Raw genomic sequence first — 22936 nt, forward strand, 5'->3', positions numbered from 1 at the left:
CGGCCTCAAAGACGTCCGGAATCAGGGGACTTGCCGAGCGCGGTCACCGCGAGGGCCGTCACGGCCAGGCCCCCGCCCAGCCACATCACGGCGGTGACGCCGATGCCGTCGGCGGTCAGCCCGCCCAGCAGCGCGCCCAGCGCTATGGCTCCGTTGAACACGCCGACGAACAGGGCGGACACGCCCTCCCGCGCCTCGGGCGCCGAGGCCAGCAGCCAGGTCTGGGTGCCGACCGACACCCCGCCGTACGACAGTCCCCACACCGCGAGCAACACCCCGGCGGCCGGGACCGAGCCGCCGAGCAGCGGCATCAGCGCGACCGTCGCCGCCAGGACGGCACTGATCACCAGCAGGGTGGTGCGCGGCGAGCGCCCGGCTCCCGCGCCGGAGGCGAAGTTGCCCGCGACGCCGGCGAGTCCGTACACCAGCAGCAGGGTGCCGATCGTCCCGGCGCTCGCCCCGGAGACATCCTCCAGCACGGGCCGCACGTAGGTGTAGGCGGCGAAGTGGCCGGTGACCAGCAGCGCCACCACGGCCAGTCCCGTGCGTACCCGGGGGCTTCCGGACAGCCGCAGCACACCGCCCAAGCGCACCTCCGGTCCGGCGGGGAGCCGCGGCAGCAGCGCCGCCAGCGCGACCAGCACCACCAGCGCCAGCACGCCCACGGTGACGAACGACGCGCGCCAGCCGACCAGTTCACCGATGTACGTGCCCGCGGGTACGCCGAGCACCGACGCCACCGCGATCCCGCTGAAGACGAGGGAGGTCGCCGGCCCGACCGACTCCGGCGGTACGAGCCGCACCGCCAGCCCCGCCGCGATCGCCCAGACCCCGCCCATCCCGATGCCGACGAGCACACGGGCGGCCACCATCACCGCGAAGTGCGGTGACCACGCCGCGAGCAGATTGCCCACGGCCAGGACCGCCATCAGCCCGCACAGCACCGCCCGCCGGTCGAACCGCCCGAGCAGCGGGGTCAGCAGCGGTGCCGACACCGCGCCCACCAGTCCGGTGACGGTCAGGGTCAGTCCGGCGGCGCCCCCGGTCACCTCCAACGCGTCACCGATCGGCGTCAGCAGGCCCACCGGCAGCATCTCCGACGTCACCACGGTGAACGTCGCGCTCGCGACCGCCGCCACACCGAGCCGGCCGCGCACCGCGGACCGCCCGGTCGTCCCGGTGGTGTCCGCAATCTCCTCAGTCTCTGCCATGCCCTCAGCCAACCCGCCCCCACCTGCGGGAACAACGGCCGATCCGTCATCCTTCGATGAGCAGGGCTACTCGATCAGCCACGGCGGGGACATCACGGGGGCGGCAACGGCATGAGCGGTGTGGAGATACGTGAACTGGAGGCGTTCCTGGCCCTGGCCGCGGAGCTGCACTTCGGCCGGGCGGGGGAGCGGCTGTACGTCTCGCAGAGCCGGGTCAGCCAGCTGCTGAGGTCGCTGGAGCACCGCATCGGCGCCCCGCTCGTGGAACGCACCAGCCGCCGGGTGGCCCTGACCCCGCTCGGCGAGAGCTTCCTCGCCGGTCTGCGCCCCGCGTACGACGCCCTGCGCGCCAGCGTCGACGAGGCGCGGGCCGCCGCCCGCGGCATGGGCGGAGTGCTCCGCATCGGTTTCCAGGGAACCGTCGACGACGGTCTCAGCCGGGCCATCGCCCGCTTCGGGGACCGCCACCCCGAGTGCGCCATCGACATCGTGGAGATCCCGCTCTCCGACCCCTTCGGGCCGCTGCGCCGCCAGGAGGTGGACTGCGCGGTGGTCCTGCTGCCGGTGGCCGAGGAGGACCTCGTCCTCGGGCCGGTCTTCTCGCGGCAGCCGCAGACCCTCGCCGTGTCGGCGCGGCACCCGTTCGCCGCCCGGGAGTCGCTGTCCGCCGAGGAGCTCGCCGGCTGCCGGCTCATCGGCATCGCCGGGGGCGCCCCGGACTACTGGCGGCAGGCCCAGGCGCCCGGCCTGACCCCGGGCGGACTGACGGTGCCGGCCGGGCCCAGGGTCAACACGCTCCAGGAAGGACTGAGCCTGACCGCGGCCGACCGCGGCGCCATGCTGCTGTGCCGGTCCACGGCCGAGTACCACGGGCGCCGCGACTCCCTCACCTTCGTCCCGGTACACGGCCTGCCCGACTCCGAGCTGGGCCTGATCCGGCACCGCCGCCGGCCCTCGGCCCAGGCCTCCGCCTTCGCCGAGACCCTCACCGAGGCGGTCGCCGGCACGACCGGCGCAACGGAGCCGCCCGCCCGGTGGGCGACGGCCGCCCGACGGCCGGGGGAGAAGCCGGTGCTCCGCTAGCATGTTCGGGCCAACAATGACCCGTGAAGACATGAACATCGGCTGAAACAGTGATATCTGGGATATCGCGAGCTCTTTCGCGAACAAGCGGCGGCCCCGAATCCCCTGCTCCGCGCCGACCACGGGTCGTGCTCTGGGCCGCGCTGGGGGTGGTGGGACTCGGGTTCCTCGTCGCGCTGGAGATCGCCGCGCACCGCTACGGGGTGCCGGGACCGATCACCATCCAGACGCGGGAGGTGATCTTCGCTCCGCAGTCGGGCACCGTGCTGTACGCCGGCCTGGCGCTGCTGCTGGTGGTGCTCACCTGGCGGCAGCGGTTCATCGCGGTCGGTGCGGCGATCGGGATCGACCTGGTCTTCTGGCTCGTGCGGCGGGCGGTCGACGCCGAATCGATGTTCGGCAGCGGCGCGCTGTGGGTGACCTTGGCCTGCGCCGTGATCGCCGTCACACGCCGCAGCGGCCGGGAGCGCCTCCTGTTGCTCAAGGGCGTCGGGCTGGCCCTGCTGCTGGTGGCCGGCCGCAAGACCGGCTACACCTGGCTGATGCTCACGTCGCGGACCCGCCCGACGGTGCTCGACCCGTACGTGGCGGCCGCCGACCGGGCCCTGGGAGACCCGTCGTGGGTGGCGGGGCGGATCGTCGAGGCCACCGGCACGGTCGGCTTCCACGTCCTGGAATGGGTCTACATCCAGCTCCCCGTGATGGCGGTCGCCGTCGCGCTGTACCAGCTGCGCGACGTGGCGGCCGAACGCCGCTTCCCGCGCCACCACCTGGTGCGCACCTTCCTGGTGATCGGCCTCCTCGGGCCCGGCATCTACATGCTCTTCCCGGTGGTCGGGCCGATCTTCGCCTACGGGGCCGACGGCGGGCAGTGGGCGGTGGCCGCCCTCTGGCCGGACACGCCTCCGCAGGTCGGTGCGCCGCAGGCGATGCTCTTCGACGGCAAGACCCCGCGCAACTGCATGCCCAGCCTCCACACGGCATGGGCCACCGCGATCTTCATCCATTCCCGCAGGGGCCCGCGGGCCCTGCGCTGGGCGGGCACCTTCTGGCTGGTCGCCACACTCGGCGCGACGCTGGGATTCGGCTACCACTACGGCGCGGACATCCTCGCCGGCGTGGTCTTCACGCTCACGATCGAGATGGCGCTGCGCGCGCAGGCCCGTGGCGCGTACCGCGAGGGAATCCGGGCGGCCGGATACGGCGCCGCGGTCTTCGCCGCGCTCCTGCTGTCGTACCGCTTCCTGGCGGCGGAGATGGCGGCGCACCCGTGGGTGTACGGGCCGCTGCTCCTGACGGTGACCGCTTCCGTGATCGTCGGATACGTACGGACCACCAGGCGGTGGGAGCGGCGGGCGGAGGCCGCGTCGGTGCGTGTGCCGCAGCCGCGCCGCGAAGCGCAGCCCGAACGGGTCTGAGACCGCCGGGCAGGTGTCCCCTCTCCGCTCCCGGGAGCGGGGGAGCGGACACCTGCCGCGGCGGAGTGCTCCGTCAGGAGGACTGGTCCGTCAGGATCGCCGGGTCCGAGAAGCCTGCGGCGCCGGTCTCCACCTTGCCCGCGAAGCGGCGCAGGAAGTCCGGGGTCTCGGAGGCCGTGACCGTGACGTCGTACCAGCGCTTGGTGTTCTTCAGCGGGACGCTGTAGGTGACGGTGGCGCCCTTGGCGACGGTCAGGCGCTTGGGTCCGCCGCCGTAGGAGTTGGTGACCGTCAGCGTGGCCGTCGTGCCGCCGGCGTTGGTGAGGGTGAGGTCCAGGTTGCCGGTGGTGGCGTTGTGGCGGGCCGTGACCTCAGGGCCGGGGGTGGTGCCCGGGTTGCGGAAGCCGCGCAGGAAGCCGTTGGGGCCGTGCACGGTCAGGTCGGTGACCCCGGCCGAGTACCGGGTGTTCCAGGTGTCCGCGATCGACTTGCCGGCCTCGGTGGTGTACGTCCAGGGGGCGTCGGTGCGGTTTCCGGAGGTGACGTGGAACTGCGCACCCAGGTCCGGGCCGCCGCTGAACGTCAGCTTGAACTTGCCCTCGGCGGTGAGGGCCGCGCCGTCCACGTACGGGGCGTACCGCAGTGCGCGGGTGGGGCGCAGGCCCTTCTCCTGGCGCGGCATGGCGCCCACCGCGGGCGGGACGGCGCGGAAGTCGGGGTGCCGCTCGCGGTCCTGCGGCTCGAAGCCGCCGGTGTCGGGCAGCAGGACCTCGCCGGTGTCCTTGCGGGTGAAGTCGAAGGCCGAGGTCAGGTCACCGCAGACGGCACGGCGCCAGGGCGAGATGTTGGGCTCCTGGACACCGAAGCGCTTCTCCATGAAACGGATGACCGAGGTGTGGTCGAAAGTCTCGGAGCAGGAGTAGCCGCCGGTGCTCCACGGGGAGACGACCAGCATCGGCACCCGCGGGCCCAGGCCGTACGGGCCGGCGACGTATCCGGCCTTGCCGGGGAAGACGTCCAGCGCGGTGGGCGTGGTGGACAGGCCCTGGTTCGCGTTCGCGGGGGCGTACGGCGGGACGAGGTGGTCGAAGAAGCCGTCGTTCTCGTCGTACGTGATGAACAGCGCGGTCCGCGCCCACACGTCGGGGTTGGAGGTGAGGGCGTCCAGCACCTGCGCGATGTACCAGGCACCGAAGTTGGACGGCCAGTTGGAGTGCTCGCTGAAGGCCTCGGGAGCGGTGATCCAGGAGACCTGCGGCAGCTTGCCCGCCTGGACGTCCGCGCGCAGCCGGTCGAAGTAGCCCTCGCCGGCCTTGGCGTTCGTGCCGGTGCGCGCCTTGTCGTACAGCGGGTTGCCCGGCTGGGCGTCGCGGTAGTTGTTGAAGTAGAGCAGGGAGTTGTCGCCGTAGTTGCCGCGGAAGGCGTCGTTGATCCAGCCCCAGGATCCGGCGGCGTCCAGGCCGTCGCCGATGTCCTGGTAGACCTTCCAGGAGATCCCGGCCGCCTCCAGGCGCTCGGGGTAGGTGGTCCAGCCGTAACCGGCCTCGGCGTTGTTGAGGACCGGGCCGCCGCCCGTACCGTCGTTGCCGGTGTGGCCCGACCACAGGTAGTAGCGGTTGGGGTCGGTGGAGCCGATGAACGAGCAGTGGTACGCGTCACAGATGGTGAACGCGTCGGCGAGGGCGTAGTGGAACGGGATGTCGTCGCGCGTCAGGTAGGCCATGGTGGCCGGGGTCTTGGCGGGCACCCAGTTGTCGTACTTGCCCTTGTTGAAGGCGCTCTGTCCGCCGGCCCAGTCGTGGTTGAGGCCCTGGAGGTACTCCATGCCCAGGTCGTCCGACGGCGGCCGGAACGGCAGGGTCTCCTTGCCCGCGTTGTCGGTCTGGTGCCAGACGGACTTCCCGCCGGGCAGCGTCACCGGGCGGGGGTCGCCGAAACCGCGCACACCGCGCAGCTTGCCGAAGTAGTGGTCGAAGGAACGGTTCTCCTGCATCAGGACCACGATGTGCTCGACGTCGGCGATGGTGCCGGTCGTCCCCTGCGCGGGGATGGCGGCGGCGCGCGCGATGCTCTCGTTGAGCACGGCCAGCGCGGCGGCGCCGCCGGTCAGCTGGAGGAAGCGGCGGCGGTTGAGTTCTGCCATGGCGATGGGGACCTCTGCTCCGATTGGGGGGTGCGTGAGCGCCCCCAGCACAGCGTGCCCGGGGTACCGGAGGGGGAGCCTGGCATGACGGGTGCGGATACACCAGGCGAACGCCGGCCGGATTCAGGGGAGTTCGGACACCGCCCAGGGGAGCTCGGGCACGGCTCGGGGGAGCTCGGACACGGCTCAGGGGCGGCCGCCGGGGGTGAGGGCCGCGGCGGCCGCGAAGAGGCGGGTGCAGCGGGCCGTCATGGCCGCCGGTGACTGTTCCGGGTGCTTCACCCACCAGCGGACGAGCGTGGCGACGAGGTCGCGCCAGACGTACCTCAGGGCGTCGGCGTCGAGCGGGTCGGTGGATCCGGTGACGCGCAGCAGGTCGGCGGTGCCGTCGGCGGCGAGCCGGTCGACGGCCGACCAGTAGCCGGCCGCGCGCGCGGCGGCCTCGCCGCCGGGCGGCAGGGAGGTGTCGTAGAGGACGAACCAGGCCTCCCGCTGCCCCTCCAGTGCCGTGAAGATGCCGTGGAGCACCCGGAGCGGGGTGTCCGGAGTGGTCCCGTCCTGCCCCATCGCGTCCCGGATCGCACCCAGCAGCCGGTCGCCGACGGGGACCAGGCAGGCGACGTACAGGTCCTCCTTGGTGCCGAAGTACTGGTGCAGCAGCGTCTTGGTGACGCCGACGCGGGCGGCGATCGCGGCGAGCGAGGCGCCCGCATAGCCGCGGGTGCCGAACTCCTCCGTGGCGGCCGCCAGGATCTGCCGCCGGCGCTGCTCCCGGGGGACTCCCTTGGTGCCGGCCTTCGAGTGTGGGGTTGCCATGGACGGATATTATCCGTAAGTAATTTACCCCTGGGTAAATTACTGCGACCTACGGAGCGCACCATGACCGGCACCACCCCGCAGCCGACGTCCCGCACCCGCTCCTGGTGGGGTTGGGGCTGGACCGACGCGCACCCCGGCGACGACGAGTGTGCCGCGATGGGCGCGCTGCTGCCCGGCACCCTCGCCCGCCCCCTCCCCGTCCCGCACGTCCGCGACCTGCGCATCGGCGGCCCCGCCGTCGAGCCCCCCGCGAGCCTGGCCCACCTGGTCACCGACGACCCCGACGACCGCGCCGCCCACGCGATGGGGAAGGCGTACCGCGACGTGATACGCGCCCTGCGCGGGCGGCCCGGACGCATCCCCGACCTCGTCGCCCGCCCGACCGACGACCGCGAGGTGGCCGACCTCCTGGACTGGGCCGGTGACCGGCAGGTGGCCGTCGTCCCGTACGGCGGAGGGTCCTCCGTCACCGGAGGCGTCGAGTACCGCGGCGACGCCCACCGCGCCGTTCTGTCCCTGGATCTGACCGCGATGGGCCGGGTCCTGGAGGTCGACACCGTCGGCCGGGCCGCGCGCATCCAGGCCGGAGCGCTGGGTCCGGGCCTGGAGGAGCAGCTGCGGCCGCACGGCCTCACCCTGCGGCACTTCCCGCAGAGCTTCGAGTTCTCCTCGCTGGGCGGCTGGCTCGCCACCCGGGCGGGAGGCCACTACGCGACCGGACGCACCCACATCGACGACTTCGTCCAGTCCCTGCGCGTCGTCACCCCGGCCGGCACCAGCGCCTCCTGGCGGCTGCCGGCCTCCGGCGCCGGCCCCTCGCCCGACCGGCTGTTCCTCGGGTCCGAAGGAGCGCTGGGCGTGATCACCGAGGCGTGGGTCCGGCTCCAGGAGCGCCCCGTCCACAAGGCGTCCGCAGCGGTCTCCTTCACCGGGTTCCACGATGCGCTCCGGGCGGTGCGGGCCGTCGCGCAGTCCGACCTGGCGCCGGCCAACTGCCGGCTGCTGGACGCCGGGGAGGCCGGTCTCGCCGGGGCCGCGCAGGACGGGTCCGCCGTGCTCGTCCTCGGATTCGAGTCGGCGGACGCCCCCGTCGCCGACCGCCTCGAACGGGCCGTCGGCCTGGCCCGCGGGTACGGCGGCCGGCGCGACGGGACCGACGGCGCGGGCGGTGCGGGCGGCGCCGGCGGTACGGCGGACGGGGCCCCGGCAGACGCCGCCGTCTCCACGTGGCGTTCGGCCTTCCTGCGGATGCCCTACCTCCGCGACGGCCTCGCCAGGATGGGCGCCATCGCCGAGACCTTCGAGACGGCGGCCACCTGGGACCGGATCCCCGCCCTGATCGAGGACGTCCGCACCGAGCTCGGTGCGGCGGCGCTGAAGGCGACCGGGTACCCGGCCACCGTCAACTGCCGCCTCACCCACGTCTACCCCGACGGGGCGGCCCCCTACTTCACGGTGCTCGCCGCCGGCCGGCCCGGCGACGAGGTCGCCGTCTGGGACGACCTGAAGGCCGTCGCGAGCGAGGTCCTGCACCGGCACCGGGCCACCATCACCCACCACCACGCCGTCGGGAGGGACCACCGCCGCGACTACGACCGCCAGCGCCCCGACCCCTTCGCCCTCGCGCTGCGCGCCGCGAAGGGCGCGCTCGACCCGAAGGGCATCCTCAACCCGGGTGTGCTCGTCGACTGACCGGGTCCGCAGGCGGGGCCCGCCGCACCGGAGCCGGCCCGTCCGGCCGGCTCCGGTCCGGTCGGCCTGCCCTGCTCTGCCCTGCCCTGCTCTGCCTACGCCTTGCGCGGCCGGGCCGTCCGGCGGCGGGAGATGCGCGGGCGGCGTCCGGACAGCGCCGGAGCGGCCAGGGCGAAGGTCACGGTGATGTGCGCGCCCCCCAGCGGGCCGCGGGCGATGCGCATCGAGCCGCCCGTGGCGTTCGCCGCCCGGTGCGCGATGTCCAGCCCGAGCCCGGTGGACCCGGTGCTGCTCCCGCGGGAGAGCGCCCGGTCCGGTTCGGGGATGCCCGGTCCGCCGTCCTCCACGACCAGCTCCACGGCCTGGGCGGTCCGGACCACGCTGACGCCGAACGGGGTCCCCGGCGCGGTGTGCCGGAAGATGTTGCCGATGAGCGCGTCCACCACGGCGGCGACGTCGTCGTCGGAGAGGCCGACGGCCGTGGGCTCCTGGGTGAGGTCCAGTGAACAGCACCGGTTCTGCTGCTCGGCCAGGACCGACCAGAAGGCGGTGCGGCGGCGGACGACCTCCGCCGCCTCGCAGCGCGGGCCGGCCGCCTCCGCCGCGCCGCCGGCGGGCCGGCCGGCGGGCGGCTCCGTGCCGAGCAGACCCTGGCCCATCGGGCCCACGGCCAGCGGGGTGCGCGCCGCGGCGATGATGGCCTGGAGTTCCGTCTCCAGCTCCCCGACCGCCGCCTCGACCCGGGCCGACTCCGGCGTGCCGGCCATCCGTTCCGACGCCAGGTGCAGGGCGGTCAGCGGGGTGCGCAGCCGGTGGGACAGGTCGGCGACCAGTTCCCGCTCGACGGCGAGCAGCTCGGTCATCCGCTGCGCCATCGCGTTGAAGGCCAGGCCGGCGTCCCGCAGTTCCCTCGGCCCCATGGGATCCACCCGGGTGTCCAGGTCCCCCCGGCCGAGCGCGTGCGAGGCCTGCGCGAGCCGCTTCGAGGACCTGACCACCTTCGCCCCGAGCCGGTCGGCGACCAGGACGGAACCGCAGACCAGGCCCACCGCGAGGAAGGTCATCACGGCCCACGACTCCCTGACTCCGCGGGTCAGTTCCTCCTCGGGGACGAAGTTCTCGATGACCGCGACCCGGTCGCCGGGGAGCACCACCGGCTGCAGACAGATCCAGCCGTCCGGGATCTCCTGGGAGATGGACTCCCGTCCCTCCTGCGCCCGTCGCAGCAGCGCCTCGGGGGCCCTGGAGCTGCCGAGGGGCCCGGAGTCGGGCAGGTGGACGACCAGGCGCTCGGCCGAGTCCAGGCTCGCCGCGGACTCGCGCAGGGCCGCCGGATCGGTGGTCAGGGTGAGGACCGGGGCCAGGGCGGCGGCCTGCTGTTCGGCCGCGGTGACGCCCTGCTCCTTGACCAGCGACAGCACCAGCGCGGCCAGCGGTATGAGGAAGGAGAGCGCGACCATGGAGGTCACGGCGAGCGCCACTCCGGCCAGGGAGCGTCTCAACGCGGTGCCACCAGCTTGATGCCCACACCGCGCACGGTCAGCAGGTAGCGCGGGGCCGCAGCGCGCTCGCCGAGCTTGCGGCGCAGCGAGGACAGGTGCACGTCGACGGTCTGGTCGTCGACGTACGGCTCGCGCCAGACCTCGGTCAGCAGCCGGCGCTTGGAAACGACCTGTCCGGCGTGCAGGGCGAGGAACGCCAGCAGGTCGAACTCCCGGCGGGTGAGGCGGAGCTCACGGCCGGCCAGGCAGGCGGTGCGGGCGCCCGGGTCCACGACCAGTTCGCCCACGGTGGTGGGGCGCAGCGGGTCGGCCGCCGCCGGTGCCACCGCCGTACCCGGCACGCCCGCCGCGGTCCCGGCGGGGGACACGTGGCTGGTGCGGCGCAGGACGGCGGACAGCCGGGCGATGAGCTGCCCCCCGGAGAAGGGCTTGACCAGGTAGTCGTCGGCGCCCGCGTTGAGGATCTTGATGATCTCCGTCTCGTCGTCCCGCGCCGTGGACACGAGCACGGGAACGGAGGATATGCCCCGGATCATCCGCAGCGCGTCGCCTCCGTCCAGATCGGGCAGCCCCAGGTCCAGGACCACCGCGTCGACGGGCGACTGCGTGACCTCGCGCAGACCGCCGAAACCGTCGGCCGCGCTGCGCACGGCGTACCCGTGCTCCGTCAGGACCTCGATCAGTGACTGGCGGATGCTGGGGTCGTCTTCCACGACCAGGACGCTCGGCATGTGGACACCTTAGGGGCTGGGAGCCAGCGGTCCGCGGACAGGTGGCGGAGGTTCTGGAACGTCCCGTTCCGTCCCGCCCGGCCGGGCTCGGCGCCGTTCCGCCCTGCCGTCCCCTCGCGCGGCAGGGCGGAACCGGAACTGACCGGAACCGGGCACCGGCGCCGGACCGGAACCGACCGGGAACCGGGCGCGAGCGCCGGGGAGCGGACACCCCTAGGACGAGGTGAAGGCCGGGCCCTCGCCGGTGACCTGCAGGTGCACGGGCCGGTCGGAGACCGGAATGGTGCAGCCCTCCTGCGAGCTGCAGCTCGCGTAGCCGAACAGCACCGTCGCCTCCCCGTTGCGGTCCGCGCGGACGGGCAGCGTGGTGGTGACCGGCCCGTCCGGGTAGACGGGGACCGGTGCGCCCACACCGGGCACGCGGATCTTCTGCACCGGTGCGGAGGCGGCGAGCCTCCCCTCCGCCGTGAGGGCCCCGGTGACGGCCATCGCGGTCGGCCGGCCCACGCCCTCCACGCCGGTGGCGGGCAGGTCGGTGCTGTAGAGGTGGAACCCCTTCTCCTCGGGCGTGAAGACCGCGGTGAGGGTGCCCTTCGAGGCCTTCCAGTCGGACACCGTCAGCGTGACGGTGACCCCGTTCTCGGTGAAGCGCGTCGTGGCGGGCCCGGATGCCGCGGCAGCCCCGGGCGCCTTGGCCGCCGTGGCCGCGGAGGCGCCGGAGTCCCCGGCGGGCTGCTCGCCGCACGCGGAGAGGGCGGCCAGGCAGAGGAGGGCGGCCGCGGCGCGAGCCTTGCGGGAGTGCCGCGGGTGGGTGGAAAGGGTCATGGCTGCCTCAGTCGTGCGGGGACCGGATCGGTCCGGGATCTTCGGGAGAGTGGGGGGCGTGGGGGGGGGCGTGGGGGGCGTGGGGGCGCGGGGGGTGTAGGGGCGTGGGGGCGTGACGAACGGCGTTTCTAGAGCGCCGTGTTGAAGTTCGCGCTCCACAGCTGCATGCGGTACACCAGGTCGTTCCACACGCCCGTGGCCAGCAGTACGCCGACCAGGACGAGCAGGCCCCCGCCGATCCGCAGCACCCACGCGTAGTGGCGCTTGACCAGGCCGAAGGTGCCGAGCGCCCGGCGGAAGGCCAGTGCGGCCAGGACGAACGGGAGGCCCAGCCCCAGGCAGTAGGCGGCCATCAGCAAGGCGCCGCGGGCCGCGCTCGCCTCGCTCCAGGCGAGGGCCTGGACGGCGGCCAGGGTCGGGCCGATGCACGGGGTCCAGCCCACCGCGAACACCGCGCCCAGCAGGGGAGCTCCGGCGAGCCCCAGCGCCGGGCGCCGGTGGCTGCGGAACTCCCGCTGGGTGAAGCCCGGCAGGAAGCCCATGAAGGACAGCCCCATGAGCACGGTGAGGACCCCGAGCACCTGGTTGACCGCCTCCTGATGGGACAGGAGGCTGCGGCCGAAGTAGCCGAAAAGGGCGCCCCCGGAGACGAGGACCGCCGTGAAGCCCAGGACGAACAGCAGCGCCCCGGTGGCCATGCGGCCGCGGCGTCCGCCGCGGGCGTCCGCCAGGTCGGCGACCGACAGGCTGGTCACGTAGCTGAGATAGCCCGGTACGAGCGGCAGGACGCAGGGGGAGAGGAAGGAGACCAGTCCCGCGGCGAAGGCCACGGGGGCCGCGATCACGAGTGTGCCGGTGATCAGGGAGGAGGCGTCGGCCGCGAGCGTCAGACCGGTGACGGCTCCGTCCGTGACCGGCGTCATGACTCCTCCTCCGTCACGCGGGTGAGCAGGGGTCGCAGCTGATCGTCGGTCACGGCGCCGCCGATGGCGACGGCGACGCGTCCGCGCCGGTCGATCACGAGGGTCGAGGGGATGGCCTGCGGGTTGAGCAGCTCGGGCGGGAAGCGGAGCAGGAGTTCGCCCGCGGGGTCGTGGAGGCTGGGGAAGCCCAGGCCGTGGGCGCGGACGAAGGAGCGGGCGGCCGCCCGGTCCCGGTCCCGGGTGTTGATCCCCAGGAACCGGACCCCCTCGGCCCGCGTCTGCCGGCTCAGCCGCTCCAGGTCGTCGGCCTCGGCCCGGCAGGGGCCGCACCAGGAGCCCCAGACGTTGAGGACGACCACGTCCCCCCGCATCCCGGCCAGGCTCAGCCGCTTCCCGTCCAGGTCCGCGCCGGCCAGCTCGGGAGCCTGCCGCCGGGCGCCGGGGTCCAGGACGGCCGCCCGGGCCGCGGCCGTGACGGCGCCCGTCCCTCCGCCCGCCGGCCCGGCGCCGCCGGTGCCCGTACCGCCTGCGGCGAGGACACAGCCGGCCGCCGCCACCACCAGGCCGGCCCCGGCCAGGACGGCGGACAGCGGGCGGCCCCGTACCGGTCTTCTCACGACGCCCACTTGCGCAGGAAGGAGTTGATGCCGTCCGAGGTCAGGGAGGGGTTGCCGGTGACATGGGTGTCGGTGCGGACGCTGCCGGACGGGGAGACGACGACCAGGACGGGCATCTTGTAGGTGCCGCCCGAGGGGCTGTACTTGCGCAGCAGCGCGGAGTTGGCGGAGTTGTTGCCGCCGATGTCCACCTTGACGAGGTGGTAGGAGGAGCCGAGGATCTCCGCGGTCTTCGCCTGGCCGAACACCTTGTCCGCGGCCTTGCAGTTGCCGCACCAGTTCGCGCCGAAGTCGAGGAGCACCATCCGCCCGTCGGACTTGGCCGCGCGCAGCGCCGCGTCGATCTGCTTGCCCGCGTCGCCCGCCGGGTAGCCGGGGCCGGGGACCTTGGCCGGCGGCTTGGGCGCGGCGGACGTACGGGCCGGCTTGGCGGACGTACGGGCGGGGGCGGCGGACCCGGTCTTGCCCCGCGCGGGAGTGGCCGAGGAGCCGGGCCCGGTGCCGGGGGAGGCAGAAGCGGAGGCCGGCGCGGAGGGCGATGCCGTGGCGGAGGCCGAGGCCTCGGGGGACCCGCTCGCGATCGGGGACTCCGCCGCGGAGGGGAAGGCCTCCGAGGACTGCCCGGCCACGGACGCGGCGGCGGACCCGGCGGACTGGGAGGAGGACGGACCGCAGGCCGCGGTCAGCCCCGCCGCGACCACGGCCGCGGCCACCAGCGGCAGCCGCTTCCCCAGGGGCGCGGCCGGACGGGACTGTGCCGCACGGCGGTCGGCGCGGACGGGTCGGAGCATGCGGGAACTCATGACGAAGACACCCCAGGGGACGGTGAGGACTGCGGGACGGCAGGACGGCGGAACGCGTCCGCTCGGCGGACGCCGGCGGAGGGCCGACAGTCCGGCGGTTGGCCGGGGAGTCACGCCCCGGTGCCGCCGGCCGCTCGGATGACGTGAGCATAGGACCGTTCGGGGCCGCCGGAACCGGATCGGGGCGATCTTGAGGATGCCCTAAGGAAGAGCTCACCTTCCGCTTCGCCGGAACCCGGTCCATGAGTGCACACAGCCCGCCGAACAGGGCAGAACGGACCGGGCGGGGCGAGTGTCGCGGCCCGGGTCAGAACGAGGTCTCGCGGACGCTGGCCCGGGCGCCCGAGTCCACCGTCGCCGTGATGACCGACCGGTGGTCGGAGCTGCTGAAGGTGACCGTGAGGGTGGTGTCCGAGGTCTGCGATGTGGTGGCCTTGAAGCCGCGGCTGGGGATCGCGGAGATCAGGCACACGCCCCGGCTGCCGTAGCGCACCGTGGCCTTGCCGCCCTGGGAGGGGACGGTGTGCAGGCCGGCTCCGCCTTCCTTGCAGTCGACGGAACTCTTCGACGGGGTGGTCCGCGGGGTTCCCGTCGTGGCCTTGGCGGGCGTGGGGGTCGTGGCCGTGGGCGACGGGCGCGTGGCCGAGGGGGAGGCGCTCGCGGACGGGGAGGCGCTCGGGGACGGGGAGCCCGGCGCCGGGCTCCCCGCCTGCCAGGCCGGAGGCGTCTCGATGACCGTCGGTGCGGACCGGGCGACCGGGGGCGTGTGCCGGGTCGTGCCGACGACGAACTGGACCGTGGCGAGCACGGCCGTGACGCTGGCGGCTGTGCACGACAGCCATATGAGCAGGTAACGCGGAAGTCGGGGCACCGCCATATAGTGGCCGACGCGCGGGCCGGCCGGTCACCGCCTCCCCCGGGCGCCCGGAGCGCCCGGAGCGCCCGGAAGAGTCCGGAAGGGCCCGTAAAGACCCGCCGGTGTCAGGATGCCCTGCGGCGCCTGAGGGCGTAGAAGGTGATGCCGCCGAGCAGGAGGACCCCGGCGCCGGCACCGGCCGGCAGCGCGAGCCCGCCCATGGGCGAGTCCTCGTCCTTCGCGGCAGCCGTCGTGCCGCCGGTACCGCCCTGTCCGCCGTTCCCGTTCGCACCGGGCTGCGAGGGGCCCTGGGCGGCGTCGTCGCCGAAGAAGAACACCGGGCTGTTGCCGGCGCGGGGTGTGCCGGAGACGTCCACGGTCAGCGAGATCGGTACGACGATGCCCTTCGCCTTGTCGTCCGGCTCGGCGACCTGTGCCTGGATGTAGTACGTGCCGGGCACGTCGTATCCGTTGGAGTCGGGGCTCTTCGCGTCGTGTCCCTCGGTGATCTCCCAGGGCCCGCAGACCCGGTCGAAGTGCCCGGTCCTGCCCATGAAGAGCTCGGTCGAGCGGAGGTCCGCGTTGCACACCGTCGACTCGCGCTGGGCGTTGTAGAGGGTGACGCTCCACCCGCTCGGGGTGGAGTTGGGGAAGTCACCCGGGATGTCCACGCCGGCCTTGACCTTCAGTTTCTGGCCTGCCTTCAGCTCCACCCGCCAGAAGGGGGCCTCGCCGACGGCGATGGACTGCCGGTGCGTGCCCGGACCGATCGGGGTCGCGCTGTTGAAGGAGAAGCCGCCCTCGGCGTCGGCCCCGGTGCGGGGCTCCGGAGTCCGCACGCCGGCCCCCTGGGTCGTCCCGTCGGCGATGCCGACGAGAAGCTCGACCGGCATCGGCTTGTCGCCGGACCGGGTCACCTTGTTCTCGATCACGATGCAGCCGGTGTCGTCGGGCGCGGGCGTTTCGCCGCTCGCTCCGGGCTTGCTGCGGCCTCCGGCGGAGATGACGTTCGCCCACCCCATCGACTGCGTGAACTCCCGCAGCCAGGCGCTGGGTTTGCCGTTGCCCGCGGGGCCGGCGGCGACGGTGATGATGGAACCGCGGGAGTACCCCTCTTCGGCGACGGCGGTGGCGCTCACCTGGAGCTGCTGGTCCGGCCGCTTCTTGACCTTGTAGTAGAGGTCGCGCCCCCCGGTGAACCTGTCCAGGTACTGGCCGGGCGTGACCAGCGGGGCGTCCTGACAGCCGTTGAGGGAGCCCTGGACCGGCTTTCCGGTGGCGTCGTAAGTCCGCCACCCCTTGCGGAACAGCGTGCCCAGGTTGGCGGTCAGGGAGTCGGCGTCGTCGGCGTCCGCGTACGACCCGCCGGTCACCTCGGCGATGCACTTCAGCTGCGCACGTGCCGGGTCGGGCGTCCGGAACCCGACCACGTCCACGGCGAGGCCGATCCCCTGTGCCTTGAGCTCGCGGGCCACTTCGCACGGGGGCGGTGGCGCACAGGTGTCCTCACCGTCCGAGACCAGGATGATGCGGCGCTCGCCGCTCGTGCCGAGGTCCTTGGCGGCTTCGCGGAGCGAGACGCCGATCGGTGTGAACCCGACCGCCTTGAAGTCCGCGACCCGCTTCTTGGCGTCGGCACGCGCCGCCCGGTCCATCGGCGTGACCGGCAGGACCTGCTGCGTGTCGGCGCAGCCCGGCTTCTTGTCCTTTCCGGGATACGTGGCGCCGTAGACGCGCAGTCCCAGCGGGGCCTGTTCGGGGGCGGTGTCGATGATTCGGGTGACCGCCTGCTTGGCGGCGGTGAGGCGGGTCTGCCCGCCGGCGTCGTTCTGGTTCATCGACCCGGACAGGTCGAGAACCAGGTCGATCCGGGCAGGCCCGGGAGGCCCGGGTGTCGCCGGGGAGGCGCTCGCGGTCGCCGCCGGCGCCAGGAGCGCGCCGAGTATCAGCACGGAAACACCGGCGGGCACGCGTCGTCGGTGTGGTCTCGGATTCATGAAGGTGATCTCCAGGAGGCTTGTCTGTCGGCCCCTTTGCGCATACCGGTCAGGGAACGGGCGCTCGGGGACAGGGACGTGTTCCAGGTGGTCCGAACCGCTGTACTGGGCAATGTCTTTGAGCGCGGCGCCGAACTCCCTTCAATCGACGATAAGCAGATGCGAATGGTTCCACGATCGTTTCGATCGCATCCCGAGCCTGTGAACGCAGACGTCCTCCGTACCCGGATACGGGTACGGAGGACGTCTCCTGTGGGGGGTGTTTCCGGTGTGGTCCGATTACCTCGAGGCGCCGAAGTTCTGCGTCCACCACGGGCCGCCGTCGCCCTTGTGAACGCCTATGCCGATCTCCTTGAACGAGCAGTTGAGGATGTTGGCCCGGTGGCCGGGGCTGTTCATCCAGGCCTTCATCACCGCGTCGGCGTCGGCCTGGCCGCGGGCTATGTTCTCGCCCAGGGTGGACCACTTGTAGCCGGCGGCCTCCACCCGGCTGGTCATGGTCGACCCGTCGGGGCCGGTGTGGGACATGACACCGGCGCGGGCCATGGTGTCGCTGTAGGCGCGTGCGGCGTTGCTCAGCTTGGCGTTCGAGGTCAGCGCGCCGCAACCGGCCGCGGCCCGCTCCTTGTTGACCAGGGCCAGGACCGCGGACTCGGCCGAGGTGTTGACGGTGCCGCCGCCGGAGCCGGAGCCGCCGCCGGAGCCACCGGAACCGCTGGTCTTGGTCGGCGTGGCCTTGCGGGTGGGCTTGGCGGTCGGCGTCGACGGCTTCGCCGGGGTGCCGCTGTTCTTCGCCGCGGGCTTCGTGGGGGTGGCCGATGCTCCGGCGGCTCCGGCGGCGGGCGAACCGGATGCGCTCGCGCTCGCCGAGGCCGGGGCGTCGGCCGTGAGCAGCGGGTCGGAAGAGGCGGGGGTCGCGGTTCCGGTCGCGTCACCGGCGCCGGCGGAGGCGGACTTCGAGCCGGTCGACGCTTCGGCGCGCCGGTCCTTGCCCTCGCCGTCGGAGTCGGCCACCGCGACTCCGACCGCCACCGCCGCGGCCGCCGCCGTGACGGACAGCACGATGCGCGTGCGCACCGCCTTCTTCCGGCGGACCTCGGCGCGGGACGGCGTTTCGGGAGTACGGCTGCGGCTCATGCCGGTAACACCTCACAAGGGCGGGGGAGTGGATCTGGGACCGAGCCTAGGACGCTGACCAGCGAAAAAAGGCCCCAGGAGCTGTTCTTCAAGGTCCCTTAAGGAAGCCCGCAGGCTCGGCGAAGGAACGATTCGGGCAATTCCCGCGACTCGGCGTCCGGTTCGGATCGGCCGCTCGGATGATGCGACGAGATCCGCGCGGGGAATCCGGTGGATGTGCCGGTTTCCCGCTCGGGCGGCTCCGTGGATGATCTCCCGGTAACCGGAAGCACTCCGTCCGCTTCTCTGTCTCGACAAGCCGAACGAGGACTCATGCTCGCCCAGCTTCCCGCCCGAGCCGGTCATGGCGGGTGGAAAACCAGTGAAGATCCTGTCCCCGGCGGAGGAGCGCTGGTCCATTGAGGTTCCGGAAGACCCGCCCAGGCAGCCCGCCCCCACTTCAACCCCCGCGCTCCTCCGCCGGGTTCCGGCCCCCGCACCCGTCCGAACCGGCACCCGAGCCCGCGGCACCCGCCGAACCACCCTTCTTAGAGCACGAGATACGACTCATCAGGGCGTCGGTGTCGGTGGTCGAACCGCTCGCCGCCGACATGACGGTGTACTTCTACGCGATCCTCTTCGCCCGCCACCCCGCGGTCCGCCCGATGTTCCCGCCCGGGATGGACACCCAGCGCGGCCGCCTCCTGCGCGCACTGCTGCGTATCGTGGACCTCGTCGACGATCCCGCGGCGCTGATCCGGTTCTGTGGCCACCTCGGCCGCGACCACCGCAAGTTCGGCACCCTCGCCGCGCACTTTCCGGCCGTGGGGGAGTGCCTCCTCGCCTCCCTGGCCCGCTACGCGGGCCCCGCCTGGACCACCGAGACCGCCGCGGCCTGGACGAAGGCGTACGGCGTGGTGGCCCAGGTCATGATCAGTGCCGCCGAGGAGGACGAGGCGGTACGGCCCGCCGTCTGGCCGGCCACGATCGTGCACAAGCTCCCGCGAGGCAACGGCATCGCCGAGATCACCGTACGCCCCCACCTGCCGTACGAGTACTCCGCCGGGCAGTACGTGAGCCTCGAAACCCCGTGGTGGCCGAAGCAGTGGCGCTACTACTCCCCCGCCAACGCCCCCCGCGAGGACGGCACCCTCACCCTCCACGTCCGGGCGGTGCCCGGCGGCACGGTCAGCAAAGCCCTGGTGCACCGGGCCGCGGTGGGTGACGTCCTCCGGCTGGGCAGCCCGATGGGCGACATGGTGCTGGACACCGCCGAGCACAGGGGCCTGCTCTGCGTGGCGGGTGGCACGGGTCTCGCCCCGATCCGCGCGCTGCTCGAGGAGGTCGCCCGGCGCGGGGAGGAGCACCGGGTCGACCTGTTCCTCGGCGCCCGCACCGGAGCCGAGCTGTACGGCGTGAACGACATGCTCCGGATGTCCCAGCGCCACCACTGGCTGACCATCAGAGGAGCGGTCTCGCACGAGTACATCCCCGGAATCCGGGGGTCCCTGCCGGATGTGCTCGCCGAGTACGGGCCCTGGTACCAGCACGACGTCTTCCTCAGCGGCCCCGCTCCCATGGTCGTCTCCGCGCGGGAGACGCTGACCCGGACCGGCACCCTGCCCGAGCACATCCACCACGACCCGTTCGAGCCCGTCCTGTCCGTCGGCTGAACGGCCCGCCCGCCCCGCCAGGAGAAGCCACCCGTGACCGTTCCCCCGCGCCCTGGTCCGGGCACGGAGCACTTCACCGCGCCCCGGGACGAGTGGGGCGCGAGGCGGGGTGTCGCCCACCGCGCCCGCTCCCCTACAGTGCGTGATGCCCGCTGCGTCGCAGAACAGGAGCAGACCCCGTGGCCACCCACGCCCGCCCCGGCTCCTTCCCGAGCCAGTCCCCGGCAGGCCGCCGGGTGCCCGAGCTGGATCCCGCACTCGTCGTGAAGTGGCAGGACGGGGGAGGGCAGCTCATCGACCTCTTCGCCGAAGCGCGGCAACGGCTCGGCGGTGTCGCCGCGTTCCGCCTCGCAGGCCCGCGCCCGACCGTCCTGGTCACCGCTCCCGAGGCCGTGCAGCACGTGCTCGCCCTCCACCCCGGCCGCTACGTGAAGCGCTCGCACCGTGCCCGGGTGCTGATCGGGGACGGGGTCGTGGCCGCCAACGGCGAGGCCTGGCAGCGCCAACGGCGGCTGCTGCAGGCCCAGTTCACCGGGCGGGGAATGCGCCGCTACGAGCAGCGCATCACCGGTGCCGCCCGGAGCGCCGCCGAGCGCTGGGCGGCGTACGCCCGCACCGGTGAGGTCTTCGACGTCGGCGAAGAGATGCGCCGCTTCGCCCTGGACGCCATCTGGCGCTCCCTGACCGGGCATCCGCTCGACCCCACCGCGGAGGCCGACCTGGCCGCCGTGCCCGCGGTGGTGGCCGCACTGCCCCAGCTGCCCGCCGACCAGGCCGCGGCCCAGGGCGTCGTGGCCGCCGAACTGGCCAGGATCGACGCCCTCGCGCACCGCGTCATCGCCGCCGCCCGCGACGACGGGCCCGGGCCCGACGGGCCGGGCCTGCTGCACGCCCTCCTCGACGCCTCGGGAACCCGCGCCGAGTACACCGACCGGCTGATCCGCGACGAGCTGGTCACCCTGCTGCTGGCCGGCCACGAGACCACCGCCTCCACCCTGACCTGGCTCCACCTCCTGCTGGACCGGAACCCGGAGGCGCGGGAGCGGGCCCTGGCCGCAGGCCCCGAAGGTTCCGCCGAGCGGCGGCAGGCCGTGCAGGCGCTCGTCCACGAAACGCTGCGCTTCTACCCCTCGGCCTGGATCCTGCCGCGCTGCGCCGCGGAGGGCGACGTCCTCGCCGGGTACCGGATCGAGGCCGGCACCGATGTCGTGGTCTGCCCCTACCTGACCCACCGGGACCCCGCCCTCTGGGACGATCCCGAGCGGTTCGACCCGGGCCGCTTCACCACCCCCGGCCGGCGCCCGGACCGTCCGGGGAGCTACTTCCCCTTCGGGATGGGCCCCAGGGCCTGCCTGGGCCTGCAGTTCGCCCTCAAGGAGTCGACCGTGCTGCTGGAGCACCTGCTGCCCGACCGCACCCCCCGGTTCCTCTCCACTCCGGCAGGGGCGGCGTACAGCATCACCGTCCGTCCGGACGGGCCGGCCCCGGCCGTGCTGGACGGCTGACGGGCGGGGGGCCGGGCGGGGGGCCGGGCGAGGCCCGGGCCGGTGCCGCGCGGCGAAAAACACTTGGACGCCGCCGGGGCCGCCACGGGACACTGCGAATCTTGTCCCCAGTGGTCCGACAAGGCAGGGTTGGAATGGATTCGCCTGATTCGAGCAAAGGTTCGCCGGGCCGGGGTCCGGTGCTCCTCGCACTCCGCTACTACGGACGGGAGTTGGCCAGGCTCCGCCGGCTGACGGTGCCCGCCATGCTGCTCCCGGCGCTTGGCAACATCTGCATCAACTACCTCGCGCCGCTGATCGTCGCCAAGCTCGTCGGCCACATCGCCGGGGGCGCCGGCACCGGCTTCGACGCGATGCTCCCCTACGTCCTCTGTTTCGCGGGCGTCCTGCTGCTCGGCGAGACGCTGTGGCGCGTCGGGCTTCACTGCCTCAACCGTCTCGACGCGCGCGGCATCGAGCAGCTCTACGTCGTCGGAATGGACGAACTCTTCGCCAAGGACGCCGCGTTCTTCCACGACAACTTCGCCGGCTCCCTCACCAAGCGGGTCCTGAGCTTCGCCTCCCGCTTCGAGGAGGTCGTGGACACGCTCACCTTCTCGGTCATGGGCAGTTTCGTGCCGCTGCTGTTCGCATCGGTGGTCCTGTGGCAGTACGAGCCGCTGCTGGTGGCCGGACTGCTGCTGATGATCGTGCTGACGGCGCTGTGCGTCGTCCCGCTGATCCGGCGCCGGCAGAGGCTCGTCGCCCAGCGGGAGGAGGCCATCGCCCGCGTGTCCGGCCATGTCGCCGACAGCCTGATGAACATGGACACGGTCCGCGCGTTCGCCGCCGAGCGGCGCGAGGCCGCCGAACACCGGTCCAGGGTCGCGGAGTCACGGCGGCTGACGCTGCGCTCCTGGGACTACGGCAACCTGCGCATCGACACGGTGGTCGCGCCGATGTCCGTGCTGACCAACGTCCTGGGGCTGGTCGTCGCACTCTCCCTCGGAGCCGGGCAACACGGCGTGGAGGCGGTCATCGTCGCCTTCACCTACTACGCGAGCGCCACCCGGATCATGTTCGAGTTCAACCAGATCTACCGCCGTCTGGAAAGCTCGATGACCGAGGCTGCCCAGTTCACCGAACTGCTGCTGACCCCGGCGACCGTGCTCGACCCGGAGTCCCCCGAACCGCTGCGGCCCCGGGCCGCCGACGTCCGTTTCGAACAGGTCAACTTCACCCACGGTGGCGCCAAGCCGCTCTTCGAGGGCCTCGACCTCGATGTGCCCAGCGGATCGAAGCTGGGCCTGGTCGGCCGGTCCGGCGGGGGGAAGACCACGCTCACCCGGCTGCTGCTGCGGATGACCGACGTCGAGGCCGGCCGGATCCTCATCGGCGGGCAGGACATCAGCCGCTTGTCCCAGGCGGACCTGCGCAGCCAGATCGCCTACGTGCCGCAGGACCCCGCGATGTTCCACCGGACGCTGCGGGAGAACATCGCGTTCGCCCGGCCGGACGCCACCGACGCCGAGGTCCGCCGCGCGGCCGAGGCGGCACACGTCACGGAGTTCGCCGACGCCCTCCCGGACGGCTTCGACACCATGGTGGGGGAGCGCGGTGTGAAGCTGTCCGGCGGGCAGCGGCAGCGGGTGGCCCTCGCCCGCGCCATCCTGCGCGACGCACCGATCCTGCTGCTCGACGAGGCGACCAGCGCCCTGGACTCGGAGAGCGAGATCCTCGTCCAGGAGGCGCTGTGGCGGCTCATGGAGGGGCGCACGGCCCTCGTCGTGGCCCACCGGCTGAGCACGGTCGCCGGCATGGACCGGCTGGTCGTGCTCGACCGCGGCCGGATCGTCGAACAGGGCACGCACCAGGAACTGCTGGCCACCGACGGCGCCTACGCCAAGCTGTGGCAGCACCAGTCCGGCGGCTTCCTGGACGACACCCCGGCAACGGCGGAGCCGGTCTGAACCCGGCCCGTCCGGCCTGGCCCGCCCGGCCACCGCCCAGCCCCGGAGGGCCGGGCGGTGGCCGGGCCCTGCG

The 22936-nt window shown here is 73.2% G+C and carries 18 protein-coding genes; 6 read left to right on the forward strand and 12 right to left on the reverse strand.

Annotation, left to right across the window (positions count from 1 at the left end):
* Positions 1-5: 5 nt before the first annotated feature.
* Positions 6-1211, reverse strand: coding sequence for an MFS transporter (locus ACGFQ9_RS05380; protein ID WP_393571397.1), 1206 nt, complete (start codon positions 1209-1211; stop codon positions 6-8).
* A 111-nt stretch (positions 1212-1322) separates the two neighbouring features.
* Here ACGFQ9_RS05380 and ACGFQ9_RS05385 point away from each other — a divergent pair, with 111 nt between their 5' ends.
* Both ACGFQ9_RS05385 and ACGFQ9_RS05390 read left to right on the forward strand, forming a co-directional pair.
* Positions 1323-2294, forward strand: a complete 972-nt coding sequence (locus tag ACGFQ9_RS05385) for a LysR family transcriptional regulator (RefSeq protein WP_393571399.1) — start codon at positions 1323-1325, stop codon at positions 2292-2294.
* Positions 2295-2422: 128 nt separating this feature from the next.
* The gene (locus ACGFQ9_RS05390) at positions 2423-3712 is read left to right on the forward strand and encodes a phosphatase PAP2 family protein (RefSeq protein ID WP_393571401.1); all 1290 of its coding nucleotides are present in this window, start codon (positions 2423-2425) and stop codon (positions 3710-3712) included.
* Between the two features lie 73 nt (positions 3713-3785).
* On the opposite strand, the gene ACGFQ9_RS05395 is transcribed toward ACGFQ9_RS05390, so the two are convergent.
* Both ACGFQ9_RS05395 and ACGFQ9_RS05400 read right to left on the reverse strand, forming a co-directional pair.
* Entirely contained in the window at positions 3786-5855 is a 2070-nt protein-coding gene (locus ACGFQ9_RS05395) for a phosphocholine-specific phospholipase C (protein ID WP_393571403.1), read from the reverse strand.
* 186 nt (positions 5856-6041) lie between these two features.
* Positions 6042-6671 carry a TetR/AcrR family transcriptional regulator gene (locus tag ACGFQ9_RS05400; RefSeq protein WP_393571404.1) on the reverse strand — a complete coding sequence of 210 codons (630 nt, stop codon included), beginning with the start codon at positions 6669-6671 and terminating at the stop codon, positions 6042-6044.
* 63 nt (positions 6672-6734) lie between these two features.
* Here ACGFQ9_RS05400 and ACGFQ9_RS05405 point away from each other — a divergent pair, with 63 nt between their 5' ends.
* Positions 6735-8366 carry an FAD-binding oxidoreductase gene (locus tag ACGFQ9_RS05405; protein WP_393571406.1) on the forward strand — a complete coding sequence of 544 codons (1632 nt, stop codon included), beginning with the start codon at positions 6735-6737 and terminating at the stop codon, positions 8364-8366.
* Between the two features lie 95 nt (positions 8367-8461).
* Here ACGFQ9_RS05405 and ACGFQ9_RS05410 read toward each other — a convergent pair whose 3' ends face one another.
* The 9 genes from ACGFQ9_RS05410 to ACGFQ9_RS05450 form a co-directional block, all read right to left on the reverse strand.
* Positions 8462-9868 carry an ATP-binding protein gene (locus ACGFQ9_RS05410; RefSeq protein ID WP_393571407.1) on the reverse strand — a complete coding sequence of 469 codons (1407 nt, stop codon included), beginning with the start codon at positions 9866-9868 and terminating at the stop codon, positions 8462-8464.
* Positions 9865-10599 carry a response regulator transcription factor gene (locus ACGFQ9_RS05415; RefSeq protein ID WP_393571409.1) on the reverse strand — a complete coding sequence of 245 codons (735 nt, stop codon included), beginning with the start codon at positions 10597-10599 and terminating at the stop codon, positions 9865-9867. Before ACGFQ9_RS05415 ends, ACGFQ9_RS05410 begins: the two co-directional genes overlap by 4 nt.
* 213 nt (positions 10600-10812) lie before the next feature.
* Positions 10813-11424: a hypothetical protein gene (locus ACGFQ9_RS05420; protein ID WP_393571411.1), complete on the reverse strand. Its 612-nt coding sequence runs from the start codon at positions 11422-11424 to the stop codon at positions 10813-10815.
* A gap of 128 nt (positions 11425-11552) precedes the next feature.
* Complete coding sequence (locus ACGFQ9_RS05425) at positions 11553-12347, reverse strand: cytochrome c biogenesis CcdA family protein (RefSeq protein ID WP_393571413.1); 795 nt, start codon at positions 12345-12347, stop codon at positions 11553-11555.
* Positions 12344-12964 carry a TlpA family protein disulfide reductase gene (locus ACGFQ9_RS05430; protein ID WP_393571415.1) on the reverse strand — a complete coding sequence of 207 codons (621 nt, stop codon included), beginning with the start codon at positions 12962-12964 and terminating at the stop codon, positions 12344-12346. The genes ACGFQ9_RS05425 and ACGFQ9_RS05430 overlap by 4 nt, the downstream gene beginning before the upstream one ends.
* Positions 12961-13755: a thioredoxin family protein gene (locus tag ACGFQ9_RS05435; RefSeq protein WP_393571416.1), complete on the reverse strand. Its 795-nt coding sequence runs from the start codon at positions 13753-13755 to the stop codon at positions 12961-12963. The genes ACGFQ9_RS05430 and ACGFQ9_RS05435 overlap by 4 nt, the downstream gene beginning before the upstream one ends.
* Before the next feature lie 319 nt (positions 13756-14074).
* A complete protein-coding gene (locus tag ACGFQ9_RS05440) occupies positions 14075-14638 on the reverse strand; it encodes a hypothetical protein (protein ID WP_393571418.1) in 564 nt (187 codons plus the stop codon).
* A 110-nt stretch (positions 14639-14748) separates the two neighbouring features.
* Positions 14749-16593, reverse strand: a complete 1845-nt coding sequence (locus ACGFQ9_RS05445; protein WP_393571420.1) for a VWA domain-containing protein — start codon at positions 16591-16593, stop codon at positions 14749-14751.
* A gap of 306 nt (positions 16594-16899) precedes the next feature.
* On the reverse strand, positions 16900-17757 hold the full coding sequence (locus tag ACGFQ9_RS05450; RefSeq protein ID WP_393571422.1) for a CAP domain-containing protein: 858 nt from the start codon (positions 17755-17757) through the stop codon (positions 16900-16902).
* Between the two features lie 560 nt (positions 17758-18317).
* Here ACGFQ9_RS05450 and ACGFQ9_RS05455 point away from each other — a divergent pair.
* From ACGFQ9_RS05455 to ACGFQ9_RS05465, 3 genes are all read left to right on the forward strand, one after another.
* Positions 18318-19409 carry a globin domain-containing protein gene (locus ACGFQ9_RS05455; RefSeq protein ID WP_393571423.1) on the forward strand — a complete coding sequence of 364 codons (1092 nt, stop codon included), beginning with the start codon at positions 18318-18320 and terminating at the stop codon, positions 19407-19409.
* Between the two features lie 179 nt (positions 19410-19588).
* The gene (locus ACGFQ9_RS05460; RefSeq protein ID WP_393571425.1) at positions 19589-20914 is read left to right on the forward strand and encodes a cytochrome P450; all 1326 of its coding nucleotides are present in this window, start codon (positions 19589-19591) and stop codon (positions 20912-20914) included.
* A 134-nt stretch (positions 20915-21048) separates the two neighbouring features.
* Entirely contained in the window at positions 21049-22863 is a 1815-nt protein-coding gene (locus ACGFQ9_RS05465) for an ABC transporter ATP-binding protein (protein WP_393571427.1), read from the forward strand.
* The last annotated feature ends 73 nt before the right edge of the window (positions 22864-22936 follow it).

The organism is Streptomyces sp. NPDC048603 (genome assembly GCF_043199475.1).
GTDB lineage: Bacteria > Actinomycetota > Actinomycetes > Streptomycetales > Streptomycetaceae > Streptomyces.

Excerpts from the sequence above, each read along its gene's own strand:
- ACGFQ9_RS05400 (WP_393571404.1), bottom strand. The coding sequence starts at position 6,671 with ATGGCAACCCCACACTCGAAGGCCGGCACCAAGGGAGTCCCCCGGGAG.
- ACGFQ9_RS05405 (WP_393571406.1), top strand. The coding sequence starts at position 6,735 with ATGACCGGCACCACCCCGCAGCCGACGTCCCGCACCCGCTCCTGGTGG.
- ACGFQ9_RS05425 (WP_393571413.1), bottom strand. The coding sequence starts at position 12,347 with ATGACGCCGGTCACGGACGGAGCCGTCACCGGTCTGACGCTCGCGGCC.
- ACGFQ9_RS05465 (WP_393571427.1), top strand. The coding sequence starts at position 21,049 with ATGGATTCGCCTGATTCGAGCAAAGGTTCGCCGGGCCGGGGTCCGGTG.
- ACGFQ9_RS05395 (WP_393571403.1), bottom strand. The coding sequence starts at position 5,855 with ATGGCAGAACTCAACCGCCGCCGCTTCCTCCAGCTGACCGGCGGCGCC.
- ACGFQ9_RS05420 (WP_393571411.1), bottom strand. The coding sequence starts at position 11,424 with ATGACCCTTTCCACCCACCCGCGGCACTCCCGCAAGGCTCGCGCCGCG.
- ACGFQ9_RS05450 (WP_393571422.1), bottom strand. The coding sequence starts at position 17,757 with ATGAGCCGCAGCCGTACTCCCGAAACGCCGTCCCGCGCCGAGGTCCGC.
- ACGFQ9_RS05435 (WP_393571416.1), bottom strand. The coding sequence starts at position 13,755 with ATGCTCCGACCCGTCCGCGCCGACCGCCGTGCGGCACAGTCCCGTCCG.
- ACGFQ9_RS05385 (WP_393571399.1), top strand. The coding sequence starts at position 1,323 with ATGAGCGGTGTGGAGATACGTGAACTGGAGGCGTTCCTGGCCCTGGCC.
- ACGFQ9_RS05380 (WP_393571397.1), bottom strand. The coding sequence starts at position 1,211 with ATGGCAGAGACTGAGGAGATTGCGGACACCACCGGGACGACCGGGCGG.
- ACGFQ9_RS05415 (WP_393571409.1), bottom strand. The coding sequence starts at position 10,599 with ATGCCGAGCGTCCTGGTCGTGGAAGACGACCCCAGCATCCGCCAGTCA.